The organism is Peribacillus sp. FSL E2-0218 (assembly GCF_037992945.1).
Classification (GTDB): Bacteria; Bacillota; Bacilli; order Bacillales; family DSM-1321; genus Peribacillus; species Peribacillus simplex_B.
The window spans coordinates 546,808-571,171 of sequence record NZ_CP150304.1 but is presented as its reverse complement, the minus strand read 5'-3'; the positions used below and the strand labels follow the sequence as shown (position 1 = coordinate 571,171).

Sequence of the window (24,364 nt, the reverse complement as noted above, 5' to 3'; positions counted from 1 at the left end):
CACCTAATTTTATCAATCCGGTGTAATTGTCACATTCGTTTCCGAATGAAAAGCCATAATTTGGGCATCAAACAGCATTTTAATCACATAAAGAAGAGCACTAAAAACCGAGTGCTCTCCTGAATTGACTTGCATATGTTTGACTGACTTGAATTTTGGCATTATCCTTCATGATAAGCAAAAACGTTGAATGAAAATCCGGAAGGATTTCTTGTATATAATTGATGTTGACGATATAAGAACGATGCACCCGAATGAATAAATCGCTCGGTAATATGAATTCCAATTCACTTAAGTTCATTTTATGGTATCCGCTCACAAGTTCGGACTGAATTTTCGTTTTCCTGTTTTGCGCTTCTAAATACATAATTTCACCATATGGAAGCGGAATCCAGCGGTCATCCATTTTAATGGTCAGGAATGATGTAGGTAAAATCAATGGCTTTGATGGCAAGATCGCCGTGACCGCCCCTAGAGGATTGCCCTCATTCATGATCGGTACACTCAACCCATAGTACGGTACGCCAAAAACATTACTCTCAACTTGCACCCCAATTTTTTTACGGAAACTCAATGCCTTGTATGTAGCTGTGTTTTCACTTATTAAATCACCCGGTTTGATCCTTAAGTCAACTTGCTTGCTAGGTTGGTAATAAATGTATTTTTCAGAATCAGCCACGGAAATTGAAGCATCCTTTGGTACAAATTCCCTGATGATATTTAAAACGGATTCGACCGTAAATTGGTCCATTTCCTTTCACCTCTTAATAAAACATATTAAATAATTTCCCCATTACAAAAAAGAGCATCCTCGAAATCGTTCCGTCGATCTTCACGAACTTTTTCCACCTCACTTTTGCAAAATAAAGAAAAATTGAATTAACTAAGCGAAAAGTGTCAAAAAAAGCAAAAAAAGCGGATTTAAATTTATGCCCTTACCCATTATAGTTGGAAAGCTCCGTGATTTCCATGGATGATTCAAGAAAAAAGATGCCTTGGATGATTTAAACAAAAAGAAGCCGATCCACAAGAACGGCTGATGGGTTATTTATTTGAGGGATCGCGAAAGGCGGATTTACTTCGAAGCGACAGAATTTCCTCTAAATTCTTTAATGGCAATTCCAATAAAAAGGCTCGATCATCAGGTTGATATATTCCTTCCGAAATGAGAGTGGCGGCAATCTTCTGTTTTTTGGCATTAACGATTCGGACCAGTCTTCCCATTTGGTTCGCTCCTTTTCTTTAATCAATTGAAGTTCAGCTCCGGTCGGTTTCCTACAGTGCATTAGAACTCATTCCTCAGCGCATCATGTCCTTCTTTTCCCGTACGGATATTCACAACATTCGCCAATTCATAAATGAAGATTTTCCCATCACCAGGTTTACCTGTGCTTAGGAATTTACGCGCTACATCTACAACTTCCTGAACCGGAACTTCACATACGACGATTTCGATTTTCAAACGGTCATGCAAGGACATTTCGCGATTCTTGCCCCTATACGTTTCCATATAGCTTTTTTGGAGACCCGTTCCTTTCACTTCCGATACAGTCATTCCGCTTACCCCTATTTTTGCTAGTTCCGCTTTGAATTGTTCAAACTTGATTGGACGAGTAATGATATCTATTTTCGTTAAAACCTCTGACATATATTCACCCTCCTTCTAAATTGATTCATGATAGGCTTTTTCGCCATGAAGTGTAAGATCGAGCCCCATTGACTCATCTTCATCACTGACACGCAACGGAACGAACACATTAATCACTTTAGCAAGGACATAAGTGACCACGGCAACAAAAATATATGTGGCGATGATGGCCACAAGCTGCTTCCACAGTAAGTTGAAATCCCCGTAAAATAATCCATTTGCCCCAGCTTCGTTGACGGAAGTCGTTGCGAATAAACCAGTAGCGATGCCTCCCCATGTTCCGCCTATCCCATGCAGCCCGAAAGCATCCAATGCATCGTCATACCCCAGTTTATTCTTCAAGAAGAATACGCCCCAGAAGCATACTGCCCCACCGACGACTCCTATGATGATCGAGGATGCAGGCGTCACGAATCCGCAAGCGGGTGTAATGGCAACCAACCCGGAAATCGCTCCGGATACTGCTCCAAGCAATGTCGCCTTTTTATTTGCCATGTACTCAACGATCAGCCAGCCTATGATGCCAGCAGCTGCAGCCACGGCTGTATTCACGAATACCGTCATTGCCACTGCATTGATCGTCAAAGCGCTTCCGACGTTAAAACCGTACCACCCGAACCATATTAATGATCCGCCAAGGAAAGTTAACGGCAGATTATGCGGCGCACTGTCCCCCGATTCCTTCCTTTTCCCTACCATGATCGCCAAAACCAAACCGGCAACCCCTGAAGAAATATGAACAACGTTGCCTCCAGCAAAATCCAATGTACCAAGCTGCGCCAGCCAGCCTCCTCCCCATACCCAATGCGCAACTGGTGCGTATACCAATAAAGACCACAAGATCGTAAAGATCAAGAATGCTGAAAACTTCATTCGTTCGGCAATTCCACCTGCAATGATCGATACGGTTAAAACGGCAAAAGTCATTTGGAATAACATGAATAAGCTATGAGGAATCGTTTCGCTGTAAGGACCAGGTTCGAATCCTACATCCTTTAACCCCACCCAATCAAGACCACCTAGAAGTGTATTTCCAGGTGAAAATGATAAAGAATATCCGATAAACACCCAAAGAATCGAAATGACGGCAAGTGGCATGTAACTGTGCATTGCGGTATTCAGGACATTTTTACTTTTTACCATCCCCCCATAAAATAAGGCAATCCCTGGTGTCATGAGCCAAACCATCATGGTCGCCAAAAACATAAAAACCGAATCAGCCATTTGCATATTGTTTCCCCCTTGTTTTTATATGTTATGTTTGTTAACGAATATATGTTATATTTTTTATCATATACTTAATTTTCTAATAATTCAATAGATTTTTTCCGTATTCATAACCTAATGTAAGGTTATATTACACCAAAACCATTGAACTAGATATTTACCTCACAAAAAAAAACCCCTCATATTCGAGGAGCCTTCAAGCGTATATTCATTCAACAACATCTGGATACTTTCCCGCCTTTTGCATTATATCGTTCATCCTGTGCTTCGCAGAAAAATTCTTTCCTCGTCTTTACGGGATCTTCCGGATGGTGGACGCTCATATGTGTCACATAGGTATCATAACTGGGCACGCCTACAAGCAAACTGACAAACTGTTTTCTGTAGCTGAGTATCTTGGTCAACCTTTTCAACATTGCCTTCCCTCCCTTATGAGGTCCTTCTCGATACATAAGGCGATTCATGTAAATCTATTTTCTGGTTCTTCAGCACTTTTATCCACAGCCTTATTGCAGAAATAAGGACAGTGATCACAACGATCATGAAGATGGCACAAAGTGCGGCATCGACATAATCATTGACGATGACCTGCTTCATTTCGGCTAAATCTTTTGCAGGAGCGAGGATTTCCCCTTTATCATACGCTGCCTTGAATTTATCCTTATGCGCTAAAAAGCCGATCGCCGGGTTATCGTGAAACAGCTTTTGCCAGCCAGCCGTCATGGTCACGATCAATAAGAAGGTAGTCGGGACAAGAGTGACCCAACTGTATGCTTTTTTGCCCATTTTAAAGAGGACTGTCGTACCAAGCAGCAACGCAATGGCGGCAAGCATTTGATTTGCGATTCCAAACAACGGCCAGAGGGTATTGATCCCGCCAAGCGGATCGATGACCCCTTGATAAAGGAAGTATCCCCAGCCAATTACACAAATGGCCGTAGCAATGATATTGGGCAGCCACTTATTCGTTTCGGCAAATGGCTTGTAGAAGGTTCCGATGATATCCTGGATCATGAAACGCCCAACCCTTGTTCCTGCATCAATGGTCGTCAATATGAACAGCGCCTCGAACAGGATCGCAAAGTGATACCAAAATGCCATCAGCGATGCTCCGCCAATCACTTGCGAGAAGATGTGGGCCATCCCGATCGCAAAGGTTGGCGCCCCTCCAGTTCGGGATAAAATGGTCTCTTCCCCAACATCATCCGCAAGGTCAGTGATCATTTCCGGCGTCAAAACGAAGCCCCAATCCGATATCGTCGCCGCCACCTGGGCCGGCTCCGTTCCCACAACCGCTCCCGGACTGTTAATCGCAAAATAAATCCCTGGCGTCAGGACACAGGCTGCAATCATCGCCATGATGGCAACAAATGATTCAGTCAGCATCGCCCCGTAACCGATTGGACGGGAATGGGACTCACGTTCAATCATTTTAGGAGTTGTACCAGATGAAACGAGTGCATGAAATCCCGACACCGCTCCACAAGCGATCGTAATGAATAGGAAAGGGAATAGATTCCCGGCGAATACGGGTCCAGTTCCATCAATGAATTGGGTGACGGCAGGCATTTCAAGGCTCGGCATGACAAGAAAGATACCAAGCGCCAGTCCGATGATCGTTCCGATTTTCAAAAACGTACTTAAGTAATCACGCGGTGCCAATAACATCCATACCGGCAAAACGGAAGCAACGAAGCCGTATACTATCAACATGATGGCAATCGTTTTGCCGCTGAATGTGAACATCGGCGCCAATGTCGCGCTTTCCGATACAAAGCGTCCGAAGTATAATGCCAGCATCAACAGGATGATGCCCAGGATGGACCCTTCGCCTACACGCCCTGGCCTTATATAGCGCATATAGATGCCCATAAGGACGGCAATCGGTATCGTCGAGGCGATCGTGAACATCCCCCAAGGGCTTCCGACCAGTGCCTTTACGACAACGAGGGCAAGCACCGCCAATAAGATGATCATGATGCCAAGGATTCCGATCATGGCTATCAAACCTGTAACGGGCCCAATTTCCTCTTTGATCATTTCACCCAAGGATTTACCGTTTCGGCGCATCGAGCCGAAGAGAATGATGAAATCCTGAACGGCACCTGCCAATACAACTCCGACAACAAGCCAGAGTGTCCCTGGCAAATATCCCATCTGGGCTGCGAGAATGGGTCCTACTAGAGGGCCCGCACCAGCAATCGCCGCAAAATGGTGTCCAAAAAGCACCCATTTATTAGTAGGTACATAGTCCTTCCCATCATTATTCGCTTCTGCCGGGGTTTGGCGATCATCATCCAGCTCAAACACTTTCTGTGCGATGAATTTACTATAAAAGCGATAGGCAATGGAATAAACACAGAGTGCTGCCGTAGCGATCCACATGGCATTGATGCTTTCCCCGCGGTTTAAAGCGACAAAACCAAAACTCACGGCCCCCACAGCGGAAATGATTCCCCAAAGAACGACTGATTTAAGCGCTTTCATTTTTACCATCTCCTCTCATTGGAACGGATGATTTACTATAAAAAAATCCTCATTTCATATGGCGCCAGATCTTAAAACGACTGCAACCACCCAATTTAAAGAATTTTATATATATTCAGAATTATATGTTATTAAATGGTTTTTTTGCAATATATATTTAGTCAATTTGTAATGAATTTACAATTATTCTGTCGATAAATCACTCTCCTTCCGCCAGCGCCTTCATATAAATGTCTTATTGTCATTTTTGATGCAGGAAGAGAACTCCCCTTCATGCAGGAATGATGGATGTGCGGTATCTTGTCGGAAATTGAAGAATGAAATTAACGGAAACCAAGTATAAGAATTTAATAGAGTGGATAGAATAATAAAAAAGGAGTGGGAGAATATGGAGACGAAAACGAAAGAAAGCACGAAAGAATTGTGGACTGAAATCAACCAATGCATCACTAGAATCATTGATGAAAAACATGATTTATCTTTTCAAAAGAAGAGCAATGATAACTATATGAATCTATATATCCAAACTGCCGTATTACACACCTTATTCGGTCTTTCAGATGAGCTTAGGAGAATTGAAAGGAAATATAATGGAATTTGATGCAATCCGTCTATTATTTGTTAATTCCCGTTAATAGATTCAAAAAACAAAGCCCCCTTTCCGATATGGACAAGGGGGCTTTATGTCATGAAAGGAATCAACCACGTAATTGATGTTTCAGGAATTGCTAATCATTGCACTAAGCTTTCAGCCAAACGTTTTTCCTTCCAGATGACTGTAATACCAAGGCCGATGACCATAATGACTGCAGCAAAAAGATATGGATAGTGGATGTTTATGTCAAATAGGATCCCGCCCATTGCCGGGCCGACGATATTCCCTAAGCTCGTGTAGGTTGAGTTCATGCCCGCTACGAACCCTTGCTCTTTCCCGCCCGCTTTTGATAAAAATGTCGTCAATGCCGGACGCAGCAAGTCAAATGCAAGAAAGATGAAGCATGTCACCGCCAACACGGCCATATAGCTGGTGATCAAGGTGGAAGCAACTGCAAATATGGCACCGACGATCAAACATAATTGAATCAGCTTCTTTTCCCCGAGGATATCCACCATTTTTCCGAACATGAATACTTGCACAACCACCCCGAAGATTGAGCTTATCGTAATGATCATTGCAATATCCTTCGGTGTGAAACCGAATTTATGATCGGAAAACAGGCTAAAAACAGTTTCATATGCCGATAATCCAAATGCCAGTACGAATACTAGGATGAATGCAATGAAGTAGAGCGGATTAAGGGATTTTTTTAAATCGGAAACAAAGTTCGTTTGCCCTGCATCAGCCGAAACTTCTGCAAGCTGTTCCTTTGTCAGTGGCTCTTTCAATATAAATATGGATGAAAGGCAGGCTATAAAAGCAATCAGTGCCGCAAGGAAGAAGGGGTAACGGATTCCGTATTCAGCAACGAAACCGCCTATTCCCGGCCCTATAATAAAGCCCAAGCTAATGGCGGCGGAAATATACCCCATCGCTTTTGGACGCTCCTTAACGGATGTAATATCTGCAACATACGCCGTAACGCCCGGCATAATGAATGCTGCACTGATCCCGCCGAGAATCCTTGATAGATAAAACACGGCGACGTTCGTGCCCAAACCGAAGATAAGCTCCGACACACCAAAAAGGAATAATCCGATTATGATGATTTTCTTTCTGCCGTAACGGTCGACCCACCTGCCTGCGAACGGGGACATAATAAGCTGGGATACCGCAAATACGGCCACAAGATAGCCCATCGTACTGCCTGACAGGTGCATGATGTTCATCAAGGATGGCATGACGGGGATGATGAGACCGATTCCCAGAAAGGCGATGAATATATTGCTTAGCAATATGATCAATACCGCCTTTTGTTCTTTAATTGGTTTAACCATGTAGTGACACCTCTTTCCATGTAAATCATTTAGGCGATATACCTCTCCAGAACACTGTCCAGGAGGCCGCCACTTTATCCTTCAGCCGCTTCTCATCATTGCCGTATACAAGCTCAAGCATAATCGAATCGACAACTCCCAAGAAGGCGAACGTAGGCGTGATTGCCGCCTCTTCAATGATTAACCCGGCATTGATCCAATCCTGAAATTTTTCTTCAAGTATGGCCTGCACTTTTTCCTCTATGTCGATGACTTCCTCTGTAATGGCTTCCTCCAGATGGGCTGGCGGAAAAAAAGACATCCGCAGCCAGAACTTTACATGCTCATTTTTTTGGAAAAGATCGATGATCAATTGTAAGAATCCGTATAAATCCTTCTCAGGGTTCCTTGAATCCACTTTACTGAAATATTGAAGTTTGGAAGTTAACTCCGTCTCTTTCGCATCACGTAAAACGTTCAGAAAAAGATCATCCTTCCCTTTAAAATGGGCGTAAATGGATTGCTTTCTCATGCCGACTTCTTCTGCTATTTGTGAAAGGGATGCTCCTTCATAACCATGGATCGTAAAATATTTAAGAGCAGCTTCTTTAATGTCATTGCTTTTCAATACTTTCACCTCGAATTTTAACGAACGTTCGTCAGTTATATTAGCAAATTAAAGACATATAAGCAAGAGGAAAACACTTATTACTTGAAACCATTTTTCACTTGCTTAAACGGAACAACGCACCCTTCCTCCTTACTATTAGTTTCCATGGAAACGCAAAAAAATGCGCACCCTAAGGCACACATTTCTTACATCATCCAGTCGTACTTTCCTTAATTGAACTGCGGTATAGGTCGTAGTAAAAACCCCTTTGCCCCAGCAGCTCCTCATGGGATCCTTTTTCGATGACCCTTCCTTCATCAAGAACAAGGATCAAGTCACTTTGCTGAATCGTATTCAACCGATGGGCAATGACAAAACTCGTTCTTCCTTCCATCAAGCGCTGTAATGCTTCCTGGATTTTAAGCTCCGTGATCGTATCTATACTGCTTGTCGCCTCATCCAAGATCAGGAGGACGGGGTCTGCCAAAATGGCCCTCGCAATCGATAAAAGCTGACGCTGCCCCTGACTGATCCCACTGCCATCCTGACTCAGGATGGTCCCGTATCCTTCGGGAAGCTTCATGATAAAGGAATGGGCATTGGCAAGCTTGGCTGCCTCCTCCACCTCTTCATCTCCCGCCTCCAAACGGCCATAGCGGATATTTTCACGAATCGTACCTTGAAACAAAAAGGAATCCTGTAAAACGAATCCCATATGCTTGCGGAGACTTGCCCGCGTAACCTGCTGGATATTCTGGCCGTCGATCAAGATCCTGCCGCTGTTCGGCTCGTAAAAACGGGCCAAAAGGTTAATGATCGTCGTCTTCCCTGCACCAGTCGGCCCTACAAGCGCGATGGTTTCGCCTTTTTCAGCATGAAAGCTGACATCATAAATGGTTTGGTCGTCTTCATTATAGGAAAAAAATACCCCTTCAAAATCAACCTGACCACGGACATCCCGAAGCTCAGAGACCTGTATCTCATCCACTTCTTCTTCATTCTCGTCCAAAATGGCAAAAACCCTTTCCGCACCAGCAACTGCCGAAAGAAGAGTATTGAATTGATTAGCAAGGTCATTGAGCGGACGGGTGAATTGCCTTGAATATTCGGTAAAGATGACAATCACCCCGATGGTGACCGTTCCTATCCCGCTCAACGCCAAAAAACCTCCGACAGCGGCTATTACCGTAAAACTTAAGTTGTTCAGTAAATTCATCAGCTTTGGAATCAATCCCGAATACGATTGCGATAAAAAACCGGCCTTCTTCAGGTTTTCACTCCGGGTGATAAAATCCCGGATCACTTTATCTTCCTGCGAGAAAGCCTTTACGATCCGCTGTCCGGATATCGTTTCTTCAATGAACCCATTCAGTTCCCCCAGGTTTTTCTGCTGCTCTTTAAAAAGCTTCCCAGTCCGGTTCGTTATCCATCTCAAGCCGAAAAACATGAGCGGAACGATGATCAAGGTTAGAAAAGTTAACAACGGGCTCAAATACAGCATGACCGCAACAGTCCCGATAAGTGTCAGCAAACTGGAGAAAATCTGGATGACGGAGCTATTCAAAGTGGAGCTTACATTCTCGATATCGTTCGTGACCCGACTCATCAGTTCCCCATGCTGCCGGCGATCAAAGAAAGGAATGGACAGCTGGTGAAGCTTCTTGAATAATTGATTGCGCATAGCATAGACCGTATCCTGCGCAATGCCTATCATCCAATAATTCTGCAGCCACATCGATAGGGAATAGAAAAGGTATACGCCAAGCAGCCAGATAAGAAGGATAAATAGCCCGGCACTATCCTTCGTGACAATATATTCATCGATGGCCCTGCCGACCAGAAAGGGGCCAAGCAAGCCCAGCACCGAGCTTACCAGTACCATGAACAGGACGTAAAATAGAAGGCCTTTATTCGTTGCCAAGTACGGGATGATCCTTTTTATCGTACTCCATGAGTTAAGTGGTTTTGCCTTTGCCTTATCGGGAGATATTCTTCGGCTCAAACGATATCCCCTCCTCCCCAAACTGTGAGTGAACGATTTTCCGATAAAGCTCACTCGACTGAATCAAATCTTCATGTTTCCCTTCAGCAAGCACTTCACCATTTTCCAGCAATAAGATTTTATCCGCCTCCATGGCTGTACTGATTTTCTGCGTAATGATGATCGTCGTGCAGGTATAGGATTTTAAAGCACTAAGCAATTTACTTTCCGTTTTCAAATCGAGTGCACTTGTACTATCGTCGAGAAGGAGAATCGTCGGTTTGCGCACCAACGCCCTCGCAATCGACAGCCGCTGCTTTTGTCCCCCTGACAGATTCACGCCTTTTTGCCCTAACATCGTTTCATATTGCTTCGGTAGCTTCATTACGGTTTCATGGACTTGGGCATGCATGGCCGCCGCCTTGATTTCCTCATCCGTGGCCCCTTCTTTCCCCCAAGCGATGTTATTTTTTATCGTTCCTGAAAAAAGCAGGGCTTCCTGTGGTACATAGCCGATCCTTTTCCGCAGTGAGTCCAGGGGAATATCCTTCACATCCTGTTCATCAATGAGGATGGAGCCGCCATCAGTCTCATATAATCTTGGAATCAGCTGAAACAAGGATGTTTTCCCAGATCCCGTCGCTCCAATGATGGCAAGCGAACCCCCGGGATCGATAGTGAAGTTCAAATGCTTCAGTACGGCATGGTCGGAACCTGGATATCGGAAAGATACATCAACAAACTTGATGCCTCCGCCCTTGAGAACGTTCGTGGCGGTTTCCTTCCTGCCTTCGTCGATGTCTATCGGCGTCCCGAATATTTCCGTTACACGTTCGGCTGAAGCCTTTGCTCGGGAGATGACCGTGATCAGCCAGGAAAAAATCGAAAGTGATGCGGCAATCCTTGTTGCATAATTAACGATCGCCACGACTTCCCCTACTTGGATGTCCCCTGTTTCAATAAATCCGCTTCCAAGCCAGAGAATGATCAAGATTGCCCCATTCATGACAAGCATCAGCACTGGCATGGTCGTTTCAATTAAACGAAGCGAGGTCACCGTCTTTCTTTTCAGTTCATCATTGGCGCCGTCAAATCGGCCAATCTCATGCTCCTTGCGCAGAAAAGCTTTGATCAAGCGCATGCCTGTAAGGTTTTCCCTCATGACGTTATTAACATCATCAAGCTTTTTCTGAACGAGTTTAAACAGCTTGGCCGCCCTTTTCATAACCCACACAAGGAAGAAAATAAGAACTGGAATCGAAATCACCAAAACGAGCGATAGCTTCAGATCAACCGTCATGGCCATGATTGCACCGCCGATTACGATCAATGGCGCCCTTGCCATGATGCGCAAGCCCATAAAGACCGTATTTTGAAGCTGGGTCACGTCATTCGTCATTCTTGTAATCAACGAGGAAGTTGGGATGTTATTCAAATTGGCAAAAGAAAACGCCTGTATTTTGCTGAATAGGCTTTTCCTCACATCATGCCCGAAACTTTGACTTACATGTGATGCAGTAAAGGAATTAACGATTCCGCCCAAAAATGAAAAAACGGAAAGCCCGACCATGACGCTTCCCCATTTGATCACCACCGATAAATCTTTCTGTAAAATGCCATCATCGATGATCTTTGCAATAAATAGAGGTTGTAATAATTCCACACCAAGCTCGACGATCATCAAGAATAAAGCAAGAATGATCAAGAGCCAGTACGGCTTAAGGAATGAGGACAGTTTTTTCATCTATGACACCCTTCGATTCTTCATATGTAGTCATCATCTTTTCATGTTCCCATTATACATTTTTATACAGATTTATTAAAAGATTTAAACTGATTTAAGCGATTCGTAAATTATTTGATTTTTTTTAATAAATACTCTTGACAAATAACAGGAAATAAGCGAAAATTCTAATTGATAATGATTTTCAATTTCATTATCGATCTCTGAAATTTGATAAACTTTTACGATATTCCCTTATCGTACCCTGTTGATGTTGTACATAGCTGCAATGTCGCCCCGGCTTTCTCTGTGCCTAGAAAAATTATATGCTCATTAGCGAATGCATGTCACTAGAATATTGCCCCCTCTTTATTCAAGTAATTAATTCACGTTGGAAGCATAAATTAGGCAGCCGGGGATTTTTTCTTTTTAAAACTGATAACCATACATATATATTAAAGGAGAAGGATGACTATGAAACTGGAAGATATCATAAAAGGACGGCGCAGTATCAAGCGTTTCAAGGACATCCCTGTTCCATTGGATACCATCCGTACATTATTGGAAACGTCCACATGGGCTCCGAACCATAAAATGACCCAGCCTTGGCGCTTCGTCGTTGTGCACGGGGATAGCCGACTAAAACTAGCAGAAGCAACCCGCGCTTTCATGGCGGGCAAGGAAAAGGACCCCGAAAAGAAGAAGGAAGCCGGACAGCGTGGATTCAATAAACTGAACGGTGTACCAATGTTTGTCGCGGTGATCATGGAAGAAAATCCGAATCCGATGGTACGGGAAGAAGATTATGCGGCTACAAGCGCCTTGATCCAGAATTTCAGCCTGCTTGCCTGGGAACAAGGCATCGGGATGATATGGGAAACATACGGCATGATACATAGCACGGAATTTCGTGAAGCATTAGGGGTGAAACCCGGTGAGAAAATAGTCGGCAGCCTTCACGTTGGCTATCCTGATATGGTTCCCACACCAAGACCAAGGAAAGAAATCGATCAACTACTTACAATAATGGACTAATATAAAAATAAACCTCCCATTTTAAAAATGGGAGGTTTATTTTAGGTTCCATTGTCTTCGACACCCAATGATGCTTGTAATAGGTCATCTAACTTTTTACTCGCGTTTCCCATCCTTTACTGTCCCGAATGTTTATAAAACGTCATATGGGATTTTTCCTGTTTGTAATAATCCAGTCTGTCCTGCAATGACCCCGTATGGAATTCAAACTTATGTCCATCTAAATCAGTAAAATAAATAGACTCCTTATCGCGTTCATCTCTCTCCCGGCCAGTAAGGATATTGACCTTTAAGCTTCTCAATTTCGTAAATATGTCCTCATAGTCTTCTACATCGATGGAAAACGCCACATGCGTAGATGACGCATTTATTTCGTTTCTTGCCATACCTTTTTCTGAATTCAAGGCGAGCCATATCCCATTCAAGTCAAAGTAGGCTGTGGAATTCCCCTTTAAAAGCAGTCTTATAAAATTCGATGGATTTTTCCAGGTCGGATACTGAAAACAAAAAGTGATTCAATCCTTTAATGTGGATAATCTCCCTCTCCCTTCTAGGCGGGGTTTATTATCTCCATACGGTCATTATCACGATCATAAAGAACGGGAGGAAACGTCCAGCCCCATGTATTGTGACTAATTGTTTCCTCCCTTCTAAAAGGCGGTCTCGGAACTGTCATTCTCAAAAAAACTCATGATATAAAGCTTGGATCGCCGTCTCTTCGCTGCGTTCTTTGACACCGAACATCATGCTTACCTCCGAAGAGCCCTGGTTGATCATTTCGATATTGACCTTGGCATCCGCCAACGCTTTCGAGGCTCTTGCCGTCGTTCCGACATTATGCCGCATCCCTTCGCCCACGACCATGATCAAGGCTAAGTTATGCTCCACAATGACTTCATCGGCATGCAGCTCTTGCTTGATTCGCGAAATGATTTTCTTCTCGGAGTCCCCCCTCATCTGCTCCTGTCTCAGAATGAGTGTCACATCGTCAATGCCCGATGGAATATGCTCATAGGCAACTCCGTAATCTTCAAGGATATGCAGCAGCTTCCGGCCAAATCCGACTTCCCGGTTCATTAAATATTTACTGACATAAATGCTGCAAAATCCCTTGTCACTCGCAATCCCAATAACCGGACCATTCGTATTATCACGGGTACTCACAATGCGGGTCCCCTGGGCCGCCGGGTTGTTCGTATTTTGGATATGAACCGGGATTCCCGCCCGGAATGCAGGAATAAGCGCCTCATCATGGAATACCGAAAAACCGGCATAAGAAAGCTCACGCATTTCTCGATACGTTAATTCCCTGATCCCCTTCGGATTGGAAACCACATTTGGATTAACCGCATATACGGCATCCACATCGGTAAAGTTTTCATACAATTCGGCTTTGACGCCATTTGCAAGAATCGAGCCCGTAATGTCAGAGCCGCTTCTTGAAAACGTTAAAACATCACCATCTAACGTATATCCGAAAAACCCTGGAAATACGACGATTCCCGGCTCATCACGCAGATCATATAACCGATCATACGATTCTGGCAGCACCTGGGTATATCCATCTTCATCCGATACGATCAAGCCAGCTCTCTTCGGATTGATATATTGAGCTTCGACACCCCGCCTTTGAAAATAAGCGGCAATCAGCTTCGCATTATTATCCTCGCCACTGGCCTTTAAAGCATCCAAATAACGCTTTGGCTTGGATTGATCTGCATGCAACAGTGCTTGTAAATCTTCGCGAATCCCAGTGATGACTTCCTCGGATATATCCAGCTCCTTAGCGATACTTCCATAACGGGCGACCACATCTTCGATTAAAGGTTCGCCATCATCCCCGCGCAGCTGCTGCTTTGCAGCCTCGATCAATAAATCCGTCACCTTTATATCATCGGAATTGCGTTTCCCGGGGGCCGAAACGACCACAAACTTCCTCTCCGGATCTGCTGCCACAATTTCGAATACCTTCTTTATTTGTTCACCTGACGCCAGTGAACTTCCGCCAAACTTCGCAACCTTCATCTCGACATCCCCTATTATTAAAAAAATTCTGTCAACATTTACTCTCCCTATTATTACGTTTTTCAACGAAACAATCAAGCGATAATTCCATTACAGGAGGACATTTGTATTTTTAAAAAGGACAAACCACTAATAAAACTGTACGATAGATTAAGAAAAAAAGCGGATATGTATGTTTACTCCTTCTCCCATGAGCCTCGCAATAAAACTGGAAGTTTCCATCGCTCTCCACTTTGAAGAATTTGGAGTTTGAACGTTTCATTCCGCTGTGCTTGAAAAAAAGATAGAATCCCCATTAACAATGGTTCCGTGGGGGAATTGGACCGTTGCTTTCCACTGCTGGCACTCGCTTATCAAGAGGCAGTCCGGGAACGTCTTATTCATTTTCATCATTAGTAAATGATGCAAGCCACAGTTGGTAACAATTTAGGAAGAAGCAAATCATCTGAGGAATGAGGACTAGATAAAATGCGAAGCGAAAAGAAGGATTAGCGGTTCTTCGATATGAAAAGCATGAATGCGCGGACTAAATGGGGAACCCATACTATTCAAAAGGGTTTCGGAAGGAAAGTCTTCGAAACCCTTTTGTTTTTTCTGCCTTTTAACGATTATCCACGGTTTCCGGGTATAAGTCATGATTGATCAAGCGGTAATCCGCCATTTCTTCATACTTCGTCCCTGGCTTTCCATAGTTTGTGTATGGATCGATGGAAATGCCGCCCCGGGGTGTGAACTTGCCCCAGACTTCAATATATTTCGGGTCCATCAATTCGATTAAATCATTCATGATGATGTTCATGCAGTCTTCATGGAAATCGCCGTGGTTACGGAATGAGAATAAATAAAGCTTCAAGGACTTGCTCTCGACCATCTTCACGCTTGGAATATAGCTGATGTATATGGTTGCAAAGTCAGGTTGTCCGGTTATTGGACATAAGCTAGTGAACTCCGGGCAATTGAATTTGACGAAATAATCTCGGTTAGGGTGCTTGTTCTCGAACGACTCGAGAATTTCTGGAGCGTAGTCGAATGTATATTTTGTTCCTTGATTCCCAAGTAATGTAATTTCCTTTAATTCTTCTTCTTTTCTTCCAGACATAAAAAGTCCTCCTCTTCCACGCTTGTCGGGGGAGATTCATAAAATGGGCCTCTATATAACAAAAAACCATATCTCTAAAAAGATATGGTTGATTCGCGAAAAATATCAAAGCCATAGTTTTTTTAAGAGGGTGATGCTATGAACCTCTCCCATTATCGGGAAATATATTTGAAATAGTCATAGTAAATATAGAAAAAAATATCCCATCTGTCAATCCAACTCTTGTAAAATGAGTTTGATTCCTGCCTATATTCCGCTTAAAATGGAAATGAAGATATCCTACCTGAAGGAAGAGAGTATACAAATGTGGATTTTTGCAGCACTCATCACCAGTATATGTTTCGGTATCAATAACAGCATTTTCAAATGGAGCAGCGGAAAAGGTTACTCCAAGGTACATATCCAATTTTTCTTTTATTTTACGGCCTTCATCATGGCACTTATGTATGGCGGAATCGTGGATGGTTTGACGACTAATTGGCTATCCATCTTGCTCGGAGCTGCAATTGGGATCCTTAATGCTAACGGGAATATCCAGATGGGCAGTGCATTTGAAAAGGGGCCGGCCAGTTTGACATCACCGTTGATTGCGGCCAATGCTATTTTCCCCATCCTTTGTGCTGCGATCATTTTTCATGAACATATTTCTTCGTTGCAGTGGACCGGGATCGCCTGCATGCTCCTTGCCACCCTTGTCATTCAGTATACCCCTAACGCTAAGGGCAATCATCAATATTTGCCCTGGATGATGCATACAATATTTGCAATATTCTCATTTGGTGTACTCGGGATTTTAATGACAACGACCACGCGCCTGCATCTGAACTCACTTGATATTCTGGTATCGATGTATGGGGGCGGAACACTTTATTTGATGGCGGCATCGGGCATGAAGAATGAAAAGCTCAAGTTAAGCGAAGTGAAAATCGGCTCTCTTGTGGGCTTACTAAGCATCATTGCGTATGTATGTTATTTCTTCGCTTTAAATACCGGAATTGCCAGCATCATTTTTCCCGTGGTGAGCCTGAACTGTTTAATCGTGGTTTTTGCCGGTTGTTATTTATTCAAGGAAAAACTAAAGTCCTATCAAATTGCCGGTGTTTTAGCAGCCTTGATTGGAATTATCTTAACAAAAATTTAAAGAAACGACCCTGCTTCCATAACAAAGCAGGGCCGTTTCCATTTTTCAAGACTGACTTTCCCTATCCGGCGCTGAAACTTCACTTTTATTGTCATACTCCTCATAAAAATATTGACATTTTTCATAAAATATCAGATAATTATGAATATTAAGTCATCCAGTTCGAAATGTTTGAGCATTCCACTCCCCTGGGTATACATGAAGTGTACTCCCCTCACACTAAACTAATCAGGCAAGACAAGAAAGGAAGAATGAATCATGGTAAAAGTTACAGTGAAAGTTGATTATAAAGGGAAATCCTATCAAACGAACGTCCTCACGGAACCTAGTGCAAATCAGGAACAAATTTTACAACAGGCCCTTCATCAAGTCCAGAAGCAATGGAGTGAATAAAAAAGCAGGCATCGTTTTTAGATACCTGCTTTTTTTTATTGCCTTTAGGCCTAAATTCCTCAATTTATTCGATTGGTAATCCGGTGTCTTTTTATATTAAAAAACAAATAAAACCCTTATAACCCTCGTCTTATTCATCGCTTTTATATGTAATATTATTCTAATGTAATTTTCTTGAAATTTTACCAATTCACGAACGGTTCTTTTGAGAACAAATTTCAATTGAAAGCAGCCTTAAATTGAAATAAACTAATACGCTATTATACTTCTTTTCTTATTATATATCCAACTAATAAGCTCATATCCCATTCTTTCACTATCTCTTCATGAACTTTTTGTGACATATGTCACTTTTGATTGTTTTTTTCCATATATGATACTAATATAGAGACGTCAGTTTGTGAACAATGTAACACTCACTCTGAATAACTTGTTATTTAGAATTTCCAATAAAGAAAGAAAGGGGTATCTATATGAAAATGAAATGGGCTTTATTAACTATAATTTTTTCCATCGCCACCGTACTAACTGGTTGCGACAACCCATTAGCTGTACTCGATCCAAAAGGTCCTGTAGCAGCAAACCAAGCTAATGTGATCATGATTTCAATTTGGACGATGTTAATTATTGTCTTAGTCGTTGTCATTCTCTATGCAATTATGTTATTTAAATACCGCGCTTCCAAGTCAAGCGATGACTATGTACCACCTCACGTGGAAGGAAGTCACGTTCTCGAAGCGATCTGGACAATTATCCCGATCCTTATCGTCATATTCCTTTCCGTTGTCAGTGTTCGCTCGACATATGAAGTCGAGGCTACACCAAAAGGATATGAGGATCAAGAACCATTGATCATTTATGCTGCATCTTCAAACTGGAAGTGGCATTTCAGTTATCCGGAAGAGGATATTGAAACAGTAAACTACTTGTTCTTACCAACAAACCGACCAATCGAATTTAAGCTTTATTCTTACGGACCAATCTCAAGCTTCTGGATTCCACAACTAGGTGGGCAAAAATATGCGATGAGTGACATGGTGAACACTTTGCACTTGGTAGCAGATACACCTGGTGAGTATATGGGAAGAAACGCCAACTTCAGTGGTTCAGGTTTCGCTGAACATACTTTCAATGTTAAGGCTATGCCTGAAGATGAATACACGAAGTGGGTTGATGAAATTCACGGTACCGCTAAGAAATTGACGGAAAGTGAATTTGATAAACTATTGGAGCCAGGTCACGTTGGACAATACACATTTAACGGAACACATCTTGACTTCAGACCTGCCCCTGAACACAATCACGGTGCTTCAGGCAATGGAGAATCTAAACACTCAGAACACGAAGATTCTAAAAAAGCGGATGAAGCAGAAACAGAGCATCAACATTAAGATTTAAAATCACAAGCAGTTATTTAGAATAACTTTTCGAAAGGAGTCACAAAGAGTATGGATTACTTTGATAGATTTGCCGTACCACACAGCTCCCCTATGATTGTCGGTTCACAGATCGCAATCGCGGTTACAGTACTTGCAATACTAGTAGGCGTAACCTATTTTAAAAAGTGGGGCTACCTATGGCGCGAGTGGTTCACAACGGTTGACCACAAACGTATCGGTATCATGTACATTCTCGCTGCACTACTTATGCTTTTCCGTGGTGGAGCCGACGCAATATTGATGCGTGCTCAAACAGCAATACCTGATAATGGTTTGTTGGATGGACAGCATTATAATGAAATTTTCACAACACACGGGGTCGTTATGATCCTGTTCATGGCCATGCCATTCATCATCGGTTTGATGAATATCGTCACTCCTCTACAAATTGGGGCACGTGACGTAGCTTTCCCTCGTTTGAACGCAGTTTCTTTCTGGTTGTTCTTCTGGGGAGCCATGTTATTCAACATCTCGTTCGTTGTCGGGGGTTCTCCTGATGCAGGTTGGACAGCTTACTTCCCGTTAGCGAGTGTCGAATTCAGTGAATCCGTTGGGATGAACTATTACGCGATCGCGATTCAAATCGCAGGTATCGGTACATTGATGACTGGTATCAACTTTATCGTAACAATTTTGAAAATGAGAGCACCTGGTATGACATTGATGAAAATGCCGATGTTCACATGGTCAATCCTTATCACGAACCTTATCATCGTCTTCGCTTTCCCTGTATTGACAGTGGCACTGGCGTTAATGACAATGGACCGTCTGTTTGGAACTAACTTCTTTACAATGGCTAACGGCGGATCGGATATGCTCTGGGCTAACTTGTTCTGGATTTGGGGACACCCTGAGGTTTATATCGTTATCTTGCCTGCCTTCGGTATATACAGTGAGATCATTTCTACATTTGCACGTCGTAACCTTTATGGTTATAAATCAATGGTTGTCTCTATGGTTGCCATTTCCGTTCTATCATTCGTTGTATGGGCTCACCATTTCTTCACGATGGGTCACGGTGCAATGGTTAACGGTATCTTCTCGATTACAACGATGGCGATTGCCGTTCCGACGGGAATCAAGATCTTTAACTGGCTGTTCACGCTTTGGAGAGGGAAAATTGAATTCACCGTTCCAATGCTTTACTCTTTAGCTTTCATTCCGATCTTCACGATCGGTGGGGTAACGGGCGTCATGCTTGCAATGGCAAGTGCCGATTACCAATATCACAACACAATGTTCTTGGTGGCGCATTTCCACTACGTATTGATTCCGGGTACTGTATTCTCCGTACTTGCTGGGTTTACGTACTGGTGGCCAAAAATCTTCAACTTCCAATTGAGCGAAAGAATTGGGAAATGGGCTTTCTGGTTCATCGTAGTCGGATTTAACGTAACATTCTTCCCAATGTTCATCACAGGTTTGGATGGTCAAGCACGTCGTATGTACACATATTCAGAAGCAACAGGATATGGTCCGTTGAACATGCTTTCATTCGTTGGTGCACTTGGTTTATTGATCGGTTTCGCATTCCTTGTGTACAACATTTACTGGAGCACTCGTTATGCGCCAAGAAATATCACAAGCGATCCTTGGAATGCACGTTCATTGGAATGGGCTACACACAGTCCAGTTCCGGAATACAACTTCGCTATCGTACCTGAAGTTGATTCTTCACAAGCATTCTGGGATTCAAAAAATAATGGTCCGGCATTGTTCAAAGGCAAGTACAAAGAAATCCATATGCCAAATAACAGCGGCGTTCCGTTCGTACTGGGTATCATCTTCTTCGTATGGGGATTTGCAATGGTATTCAGCATGTGGATCTTCGCAATCATTGCAACACTTGGAATCTTTGCTTGCATGGCCCACCGTTCATTTGAAAAAGATCACGGTCATCACATCTCCGTTGAAGAGATAGAAGAAACAGAAAAAAAATTGCGAGGTGCTAACGCATGAAAATAGATAACTCGCTGCCACTTGAATATAGTACAGAAGAAAACCGATTAAAGATTTTAGGTTTCTGGATTTTCCTTGGAGCTGAAATCGCGCTTTTCGCAACACTGTTTGCAACGTACTTCACACTCGTTAACAGGACCGGCAATGGACCTGTTGGTGGAGACATCTTTGAGGTTACACCAGTTCTGATTGAAACGATCCTTCTATTGACTAGTAGTTTCACCATCGGTCTTGGAATTAATGCAATGCGCCATGGCAGCAAGAATGCAATGATGGTTTTCTTCATCATCACTCTTGCGCTTGGGGCCGGATTCCTTGGCACTGAGATCTTTGAGTTCAAGCACTATGTTCATATCGGTGCAGGACTGCAAGTAAGTGCGTTCACATCCATCTTGTTAACATTGCTTGGAACGCATGGAGCTCACGTAACGCTCGGTTTATTCTGGGGAACATTCATCGTGCTTCAAGTCAAAAAGCGCGGTTTGACACCGGAAACTACGAACAAAGCGTTCATCTACTCTCTATACTGGCATTTCCTAGACGTTGTTTGGATCTTCATTTTCAGCTTCGTCTATCTGAAAGGAATGATGTAATATGAATATGAAACAGCTATTCCCACGTGGACATGTTATGGGATTCATATTCTCCATGGTTCTTACAGCCGTTGCTCTTGGTGTAGTTGTATATGAACTTTCTTTTAAAACCGGTATGATCGTCCTTTTAGTGACTGCATTCATGCAAGCCGGCGTTCAGCTGGTCATGTTCATGCATGCTCGTGAATCCGAGGATAAGAAAGCCATCTACACAAACGTTTACTACGCTCTATTCATTGCTTTGGTTACCATATTCGGTACACTGCTTACAATGATTTGGGGTTACCAATAATAGCTTAAAAAGAAGGGTGTCATATCGACACCCTTCTTCTTTTTGTTTTCGCTTTTGTTTTTATTTTGATGATCTTGGTGGTCTCCGGTTCAACTCTCTCACCTTTATGTGTATTCATAACCATTTCTTCTGTCAGGACAAAAAATATACCAACTAGGAAAATGGCAGCTGCGCTTAATGTGATAGCCATACCAACAGCAGTTAAGATATAATCTCTATTGTAATCGCTTACAAAAAAACTTAAACAAAAAATGAAAATTCCGATTACACAACCTGTGCCCGATACCCATCTCACTGCATCCAACATCTTCTGATTAGCTTCCATAATTTCATCCCCTTTCTTTCTATTTTATGACAATTCACAAATTTGTCAAATCTTTTCTAATTTTCAACATATAAACAGTAGAAAATCTTGACAAATAGACGAAGCCACTGCTTGCCTTTAGGCATTCATGACTAGATGGGAATTTCTGCAAAACAGGATAAATACACTATTAATTTTCTCCGATATTCCCCTCTTCTATACACCAACTGCCAGGATGGCTCAACTCTTCAATAAAGGACCCCTGAATAGATCTTCAGGGGTCCTCCACTCTCACTATGACTTTTGCAAAGTAATCGTTGCCGTTTTCTCTTCTTTGCCACGATACACCTTAACCTTCACTTTATCGCCGATTTTTTTATCGGTGTATAAGTATTTCCTTAATTCTGCAGCCGTACTGATTTTAGTTCCATCCATTTCCATGATGATATCCTGTTGCTTTAGTCCGCCCTTCTCGGCAGCCGATCCAGCTTCTATACTTGTGATCATTACACCTGTTTTCGCAGCCTCTGGTACATCTTGAAGGTAATACTGCGGCAGCTCTTCGATACTGGCCAAGCTTACACCCAGGTATGGGCGGGTGATTTTCCCATTTTCGATCAGTTCCGTCACGACCGGGATCACATCATTGCTTGGTATGGCAAAGCCCAAGCCTTCCACGCCGCTTTCGGATATCTTCAAGCTGTTTATCCCGATAACCTCGCCAGCCGTGTTGATCAGTGCACCGCCGCTATTCCCTGGATTTATCGCGGCATCCGTTTGAATGACATCCAATGTCCAAGCGCCATCCGATGTATCGACGGAAATGGAGCGCCCCGTCGCACTGACGATTCCCTGTGTAACCGAACGTGAAAAATCAAGTCCAAGTGGATTCCCGATGGCCAGCACCTCTTCTCCTGGACGCATACTATCCGAATTTCCAAACTTTATTCCATCCGGTGCCTTCGAAGCATCGATTGTCAAAACCGCCAAATCCGTCAAAGCATCGGCACCAACAACAGCAGCTGTCGCCTTTTGTCCATCATACAAGGAAATTTCGACTTCCTTTGCCCCTTCGATGACATGGTTGTTCGTAATGATATAGGCTTTTCCATTGGCTTTTTTATAAATGACTCCTGATCCAGTTCCGGTCTCGACCTTTTCACTTTCCGTGCTTTGCTGCTGGAACGGGCTTTGGTTTTGTGTATCCTGTAAGTTCACGACCCCGACAATCGATTTTGATGCGGTCTCAACCATATTTGCCCGATCCTTTGAATCAGTGCTTGTCGACAGCTTTTGCGGCGTGACCCCTTCCTTTTCTGCCCTTTCCGTTTGCGCTACACTTGCCGTTTGGGCTGAATGATCCACTGATTTTTTTCCTTGATCTATGAAATCACCGCCAAATATAAATACAGAAGATGTAACCATGGAAGCAACGGTGCCGGAAACTAGACTAGTCTTCCAAAGGGATTTTCCTTTTTTCCGTTCTTCCTTCACCCGGACTTGCTCATTGCCATTATAATCCTCCATCTTAATCCCTCCTATGAATTCCTTTGATTGGTTCTATCATAAAGGTCAATTATTAAAAAATTCTTAAGAAAGTAAAGGCCGTGCAGACTTTTCTAAAAAAAATCAAAGTTTTTCCGCGCTATTATCCACTGATGCAAAATAAAAAGGCCGCATCAGGGGGCCTCTTTTACACACAGAGTCATGTCTCCATGACTTCATATACCTCTTTTGTCTCCGCATTCACACCATACCAGCCCCATACCGCCCTGTGACCGCTGCCCTTACTTTCTTGATCACTTTCGAACACTTGGAAAATATAATTTCCCTTTTTATCCTCACGAGCATATTCAATTTGTAAATGCGGGAATTTTTCCATGTCCACGTAATCTCTTACAAGCTTCTCCGCCTGATGTTCACTCAACGCTTTTTCCTTCACTGGTTCAGCCGGCTTCTCCAGGGTGGGAGATTTCTTCCTTTCTAACGCTTCCGAATTCGGCTCGGCAAACTCCTCGGCATTGTCACTTCCACCCTTCCCCTCACCTGGTTCTATGCTGGCGGATTGTGATACGGAGGCCATCTCCATTGCCTTTGTAACCAGATGTTTCCCCTCGCTGGATTTTGCCTTGTAGGCGGCTGCCGCTTTAAATTCAGCCTGGGCCGATTTAAAATCCTGTTCCTCGTAGTTCTTCATACCATTTGCTAGAAAGCCAGACAGGTCCTTTAATTCTTTCGCTTTTGTTGTTTTGGCTTCTTTATAGGCTAATTCAAATGCCTCGTGGGCTTCTAAATAATTTTCCTCATGTAACTGGCTTCTCCCCAATTCCATATTGGAATCGAAATTTCTTGTTACGCAGCCAGAAGCAAGCAAGGTCATCCAGACAATGATCACGAATGATTTCTTCACCGTATCACTCCTCATTTTATCCATTCTATACTTCCATATTAAACGATTGATCACGATCCGGTTTCTTTTATTTTTATGGAATTG

General features: G+C 43.0%; 23 protein-coding genes and 1 pseudogene. 8 read left to right on the top strand and 16 right to left on the bottom strand.

Going from position 1 to position 24,364, the window contains the following annotated elements; all coding sequences use genetic code 11:
• Positions 1-100 precede the first annotated feature (100 nt).
• The 6 genes from MHI53_RS02740 to MHI53_RS02715 form a co-directional block, all read right to left on the bottom strand.
• Complete coding sequence (locus MHI53_RS02740) at positions 101-751, bottom strand: LytTR family DNA-binding domain-containing protein (RefSeq protein WP_340372697.1); 651 nt, start codon at positions 749-751, stop codon at positions 101-103.
• Positions 752-1,044: 293 nt separating this feature from the next.
• The gene (locus tag MHI53_RS02735) at positions 1,045-1,224 is read right to left on the bottom strand and encodes a hypothetical protein (RefSeq protein ID WP_340372696.1); all 180 of its coding nucleotides are present in this window, start codon (positions 1,222-1,224) and stop codon (positions 1,045-1,047) included.
• 61 nt (positions 1,225-1,285) lie between these two features.
• The gene (locus MHI53_RS02730; protein WP_340372695.1) at positions 1,286-1,648 is read right to left on the bottom strand and encodes a P-II family nitrogen regulator; all 363 of its coding nucleotides are present in this window, start codon (positions 1,646-1,648) and stop codon (positions 1,286-1,288) included.
• A 15-nt stretch (positions 1,649-1,663) separates the two neighbouring features.
• Positions 1,664-2,878: an ammonium transporter gene (locus MHI53_RS02725; protein ID WP_340372694.1), complete on the bottom strand. Its 1,215-nt coding sequence runs from the start codon at positions 2,876-2,878 to the stop codon at positions 1,664-1,666.
• A 209-nt stretch (positions 2,879-3,087) separates the two neighbouring features.
• The gene (locus MHI53_RS02720; RefSeq protein ID WP_100534290.1) at positions 3,088-3,291 is read right to left on the bottom strand and encodes a YbdD/YjiX family protein; all 204 of its coding nucleotides are present in this window, start codon (positions 3,289-3,291) and stop codon (positions 3,088-3,090) included.
• A gap of 13 nt (positions 3,292-3,304) precedes the next feature.
• Positions 3,305-5,362: a carbon starvation CstA family protein gene (locus tag MHI53_RS02715; protein ID WP_340372693.1), complete on the bottom strand. Its 2,058-nt coding sequence runs from the start codon at positions 5,360-5,362 to the stop codon at positions 3,305-3,307.
• A 388-nt stretch (positions 5,363-5,750) separates the two neighbouring features.
• On the opposite strand from MHI53_RS02715, the gene MHI53_RS02710 reads away from it, so the two are divergent.
• A complete protein-coding gene (locus tag MHI53_RS02710; RefSeq protein WP_061140605.1) occupies positions 5,751-5,963 on the top strand; it encodes a hypothetical protein in 213 nt (70 codons plus the stop codon).
• A gap of 131 nt (positions 5,964-6,094) precedes the next feature.
• On the opposite strand, the gene MHI53_RS02705 is transcribed toward MHI53_RS02710, so the two are convergent.
• The 4 genes from MHI53_RS02705 to MHI53_RS02690 form a co-directional block, all read right to left on the bottom strand.
• Positions 6,095-7,297: an MFS transporter gene (locus tag MHI53_RS02705; RefSeq protein ID WP_340372692.1), complete on the bottom strand. Its 1,203-nt coding sequence runs from the start codon at positions 7,295-7,297 to the stop codon at positions 6,095-6,097.
• A gap of 25 nt (positions 7,298-7,322) precedes the next feature.
• Positions 7,323-7,913 carry a TetR/AcrR family transcriptional regulator gene (locus MHI53_RS02700; RefSeq protein WP_311316457.1) on the bottom strand — a complete coding sequence of 197 codons (591 nt, stop codon included), beginning with the start codon at positions 7,911-7,913 and terminating at the stop codon, positions 7,323-7,325.
• Positions 7,914-8,097: 184 nt separating this feature from the next.
• On the bottom strand, positions 8,098-9,888 hold the full coding sequence (locus tag MHI53_RS02695; protein WP_081092273.1) for an ABC transporter ATP-binding protein: 1,791 nt from the start codon (positions 9,886-9,888) through the stop codon (positions 8,098-8,100).
• Positions 9,863-11,611 carry an ABC transporter ATP-binding protein gene (locus MHI53_RS02690; RefSeq protein WP_340372691.1) on the bottom strand — a complete coding sequence of 583 codons (1,749 nt, stop codon included), beginning with the start codon at positions 11,609-11,611 and terminating at the stop codon, positions 9,863-9,865. Before MHI53_RS02690 ends, MHI53_RS02695 begins: the two co-directional genes overlap by 26 nt.
• Before the next feature lie 453 nt (positions 11,612-12,064).
• Between MHI53_RS02690 and MHI53_RS02685 the strand changes: the two genes are divergently transcribed.
• Positions 12,065-12,625 carry a nitroreductase gene (locus MHI53_RS02685; protein ID WP_100534294.1) on the top strand — a complete coding sequence of 187 codons (561 nt, stop codon included), beginning with the start codon at positions 12,065-12,067 and terminating at the stop codon, positions 12,623-12,625.
• Positions 12,626-12,741: 116 nt separating this feature from the next.
• Here MHI53_RS02685 and fosB read toward each other — a convergent pair.
• From fosB to queF, 3 genes and pseudogenes are all read right to left on the bottom strand, one after another.
• Positions 12,742-13,132, bottom strand: a pseudogene (gene fosB / locus MHI53_RS02680) (metallothiol transferase FosB).
• Positions 13,133-13,303: 171 nt separating this feature from the next.
• A complete protein-coding gene (locus MHI53_RS02675; protein WP_061140600.1) occupies positions 13,304-14,650 on the bottom strand; it encodes an aspartate kinase in 1,347 nt (448 codons plus the stop codon).
• A 601-nt stretch (positions 14,651-15,251) separates the two neighbouring features.
• On the bottom strand, positions 15,252-15,749 hold the full coding sequence (gene queF, locus MHI53_RS02670; RefSeq protein ID WP_061140599.1) for a preQ(1) synthase: 498 nt from the start codon (positions 15,747-15,749) through the stop codon (positions 15,252-15,254).
• A gap of 304 nt (positions 15,750-16,053) precedes the next feature.
• On the opposite strand from queF, the gene MHI53_RS02665 reads away from it, so the two are divergent.
• The 6 genes from MHI53_RS02665 to qoxD all read left to right on the top strand — a co-directional run bounded on the left by MHI53_RS02665 (position 16,054) and on the right by qoxD (position 21,566).
• Positions 16,054-16,890 carry a DMT family transporter gene (locus tag MHI53_RS02665; protein WP_061140598.1) on the top strand — a complete coding sequence of 279 codons (837 nt, stop codon included), beginning with the start codon at positions 16,054-16,056 and terminating at the stop codon, positions 16,888-16,890.
• 258 nt (positions 16,891-17,148) lie between these two features.
• Positions 17,149-17,283 carry a BA3454 family stress response protein gene (locus MHI53_RS02660; RefSeq protein ID WP_155645356.1) on the top strand — a complete coding sequence of 45 codons (135 nt, stop codon included), beginning with the start codon at positions 17,149-17,151 and terminating at the stop codon, positions 17,281-17,283.
• A gap of 473 nt (positions 17,284-17,756) precedes the next feature.
• Positions 17,757-18,674: a cytochrome aa3 quinol oxidase subunit II gene (gene qoxA / locus MHI53_RS02655; protein ID WP_061140597.1), complete on the top strand. Its 918-nt coding sequence runs from the start codon at positions 17,757-17,759 to the stop codon at positions 18,672-18,674.
• Positions 18,675-18,731: 57 nt separating this feature from the next.
• Positions 18,732-20,681: a cytochrome aa3 quinol oxidase subunit I gene (gene qoxB, locus MHI53_RS02650; RefSeq protein ID WP_061140596.1), complete on the top strand. Its 1,950-nt coding sequence runs from the start codon at positions 18,732-18,734 to the stop codon at positions 20,679-20,681.
• Entirely contained in the window at positions 20,678-21,274 is a 597-nt protein-coding gene (gene qoxC, locus MHI53_RS02645; protein ID WP_061140595.1) for a cytochrome aa3 quinol oxidase subunit III, read from the top strand. The genes qoxB and qoxC overlap by 4 nt, the downstream gene beginning before the upstream one ends.
• A 7-nt stretch (positions 21,275-21,281) precedes the next feature.
• Positions 21,282-21,566, top strand: coding sequence for a cytochrome aa3 quinol oxidase subunit IV (qoxD, locus tag MHI53_RS02640; protein WP_340373636.1), 285 nt, complete (start codon positions 21,282-21,284; stop codon positions 21,564-21,566).
• 19 nt (positions 21,567-21,585) lie between these two features.
• Here qoxD and MHI53_RS02635 read toward each other — a convergent pair whose 3' ends face one another.
• The 3 genes from MHI53_RS02635 to MHI53_RS02625 all read right to left on the bottom strand — a co-directional run bounded on the left by MHI53_RS02635 (position 21,586) and on the right by MHI53_RS02625 (position 24,304).
• On the bottom strand, positions 21,586-21,891 hold the full coding sequence (locus MHI53_RS02635) for a hypothetical protein (RefSeq protein ID WP_061140594.1): 306 nt from the start codon (positions 21,889-21,891) through the stop codon (positions 21,586-21,588).
• A 273-nt stretch (positions 21,892-22,164) separates the two neighbouring features.
• Positions 22,165-23,397 carry a trypsin-like peptidase domain-containing protein gene (locus MHI53_RS02630; protein ID WP_340372690.1) on the bottom strand — a complete coding sequence of 411 codons (1,233 nt, stop codon included), beginning with the start codon at positions 23,395-23,397 and terminating at the stop codon, positions 22,165-22,167.
• Positions 23,398-23,575: 178 nt separating this feature from the next.
• Positions 23,576-24,304 carry a hypothetical protein gene (locus MHI53_RS02625; protein WP_340372689.1) on the bottom strand — a complete coding sequence of 243 codons (729 nt, stop codon included), beginning with the start codon at positions 24,302-24,304 and terminating at the stop codon, positions 23,576-23,578.
• Between the last annotated feature and the right edge of the window lie 60 nt (positions 24,305-24,364).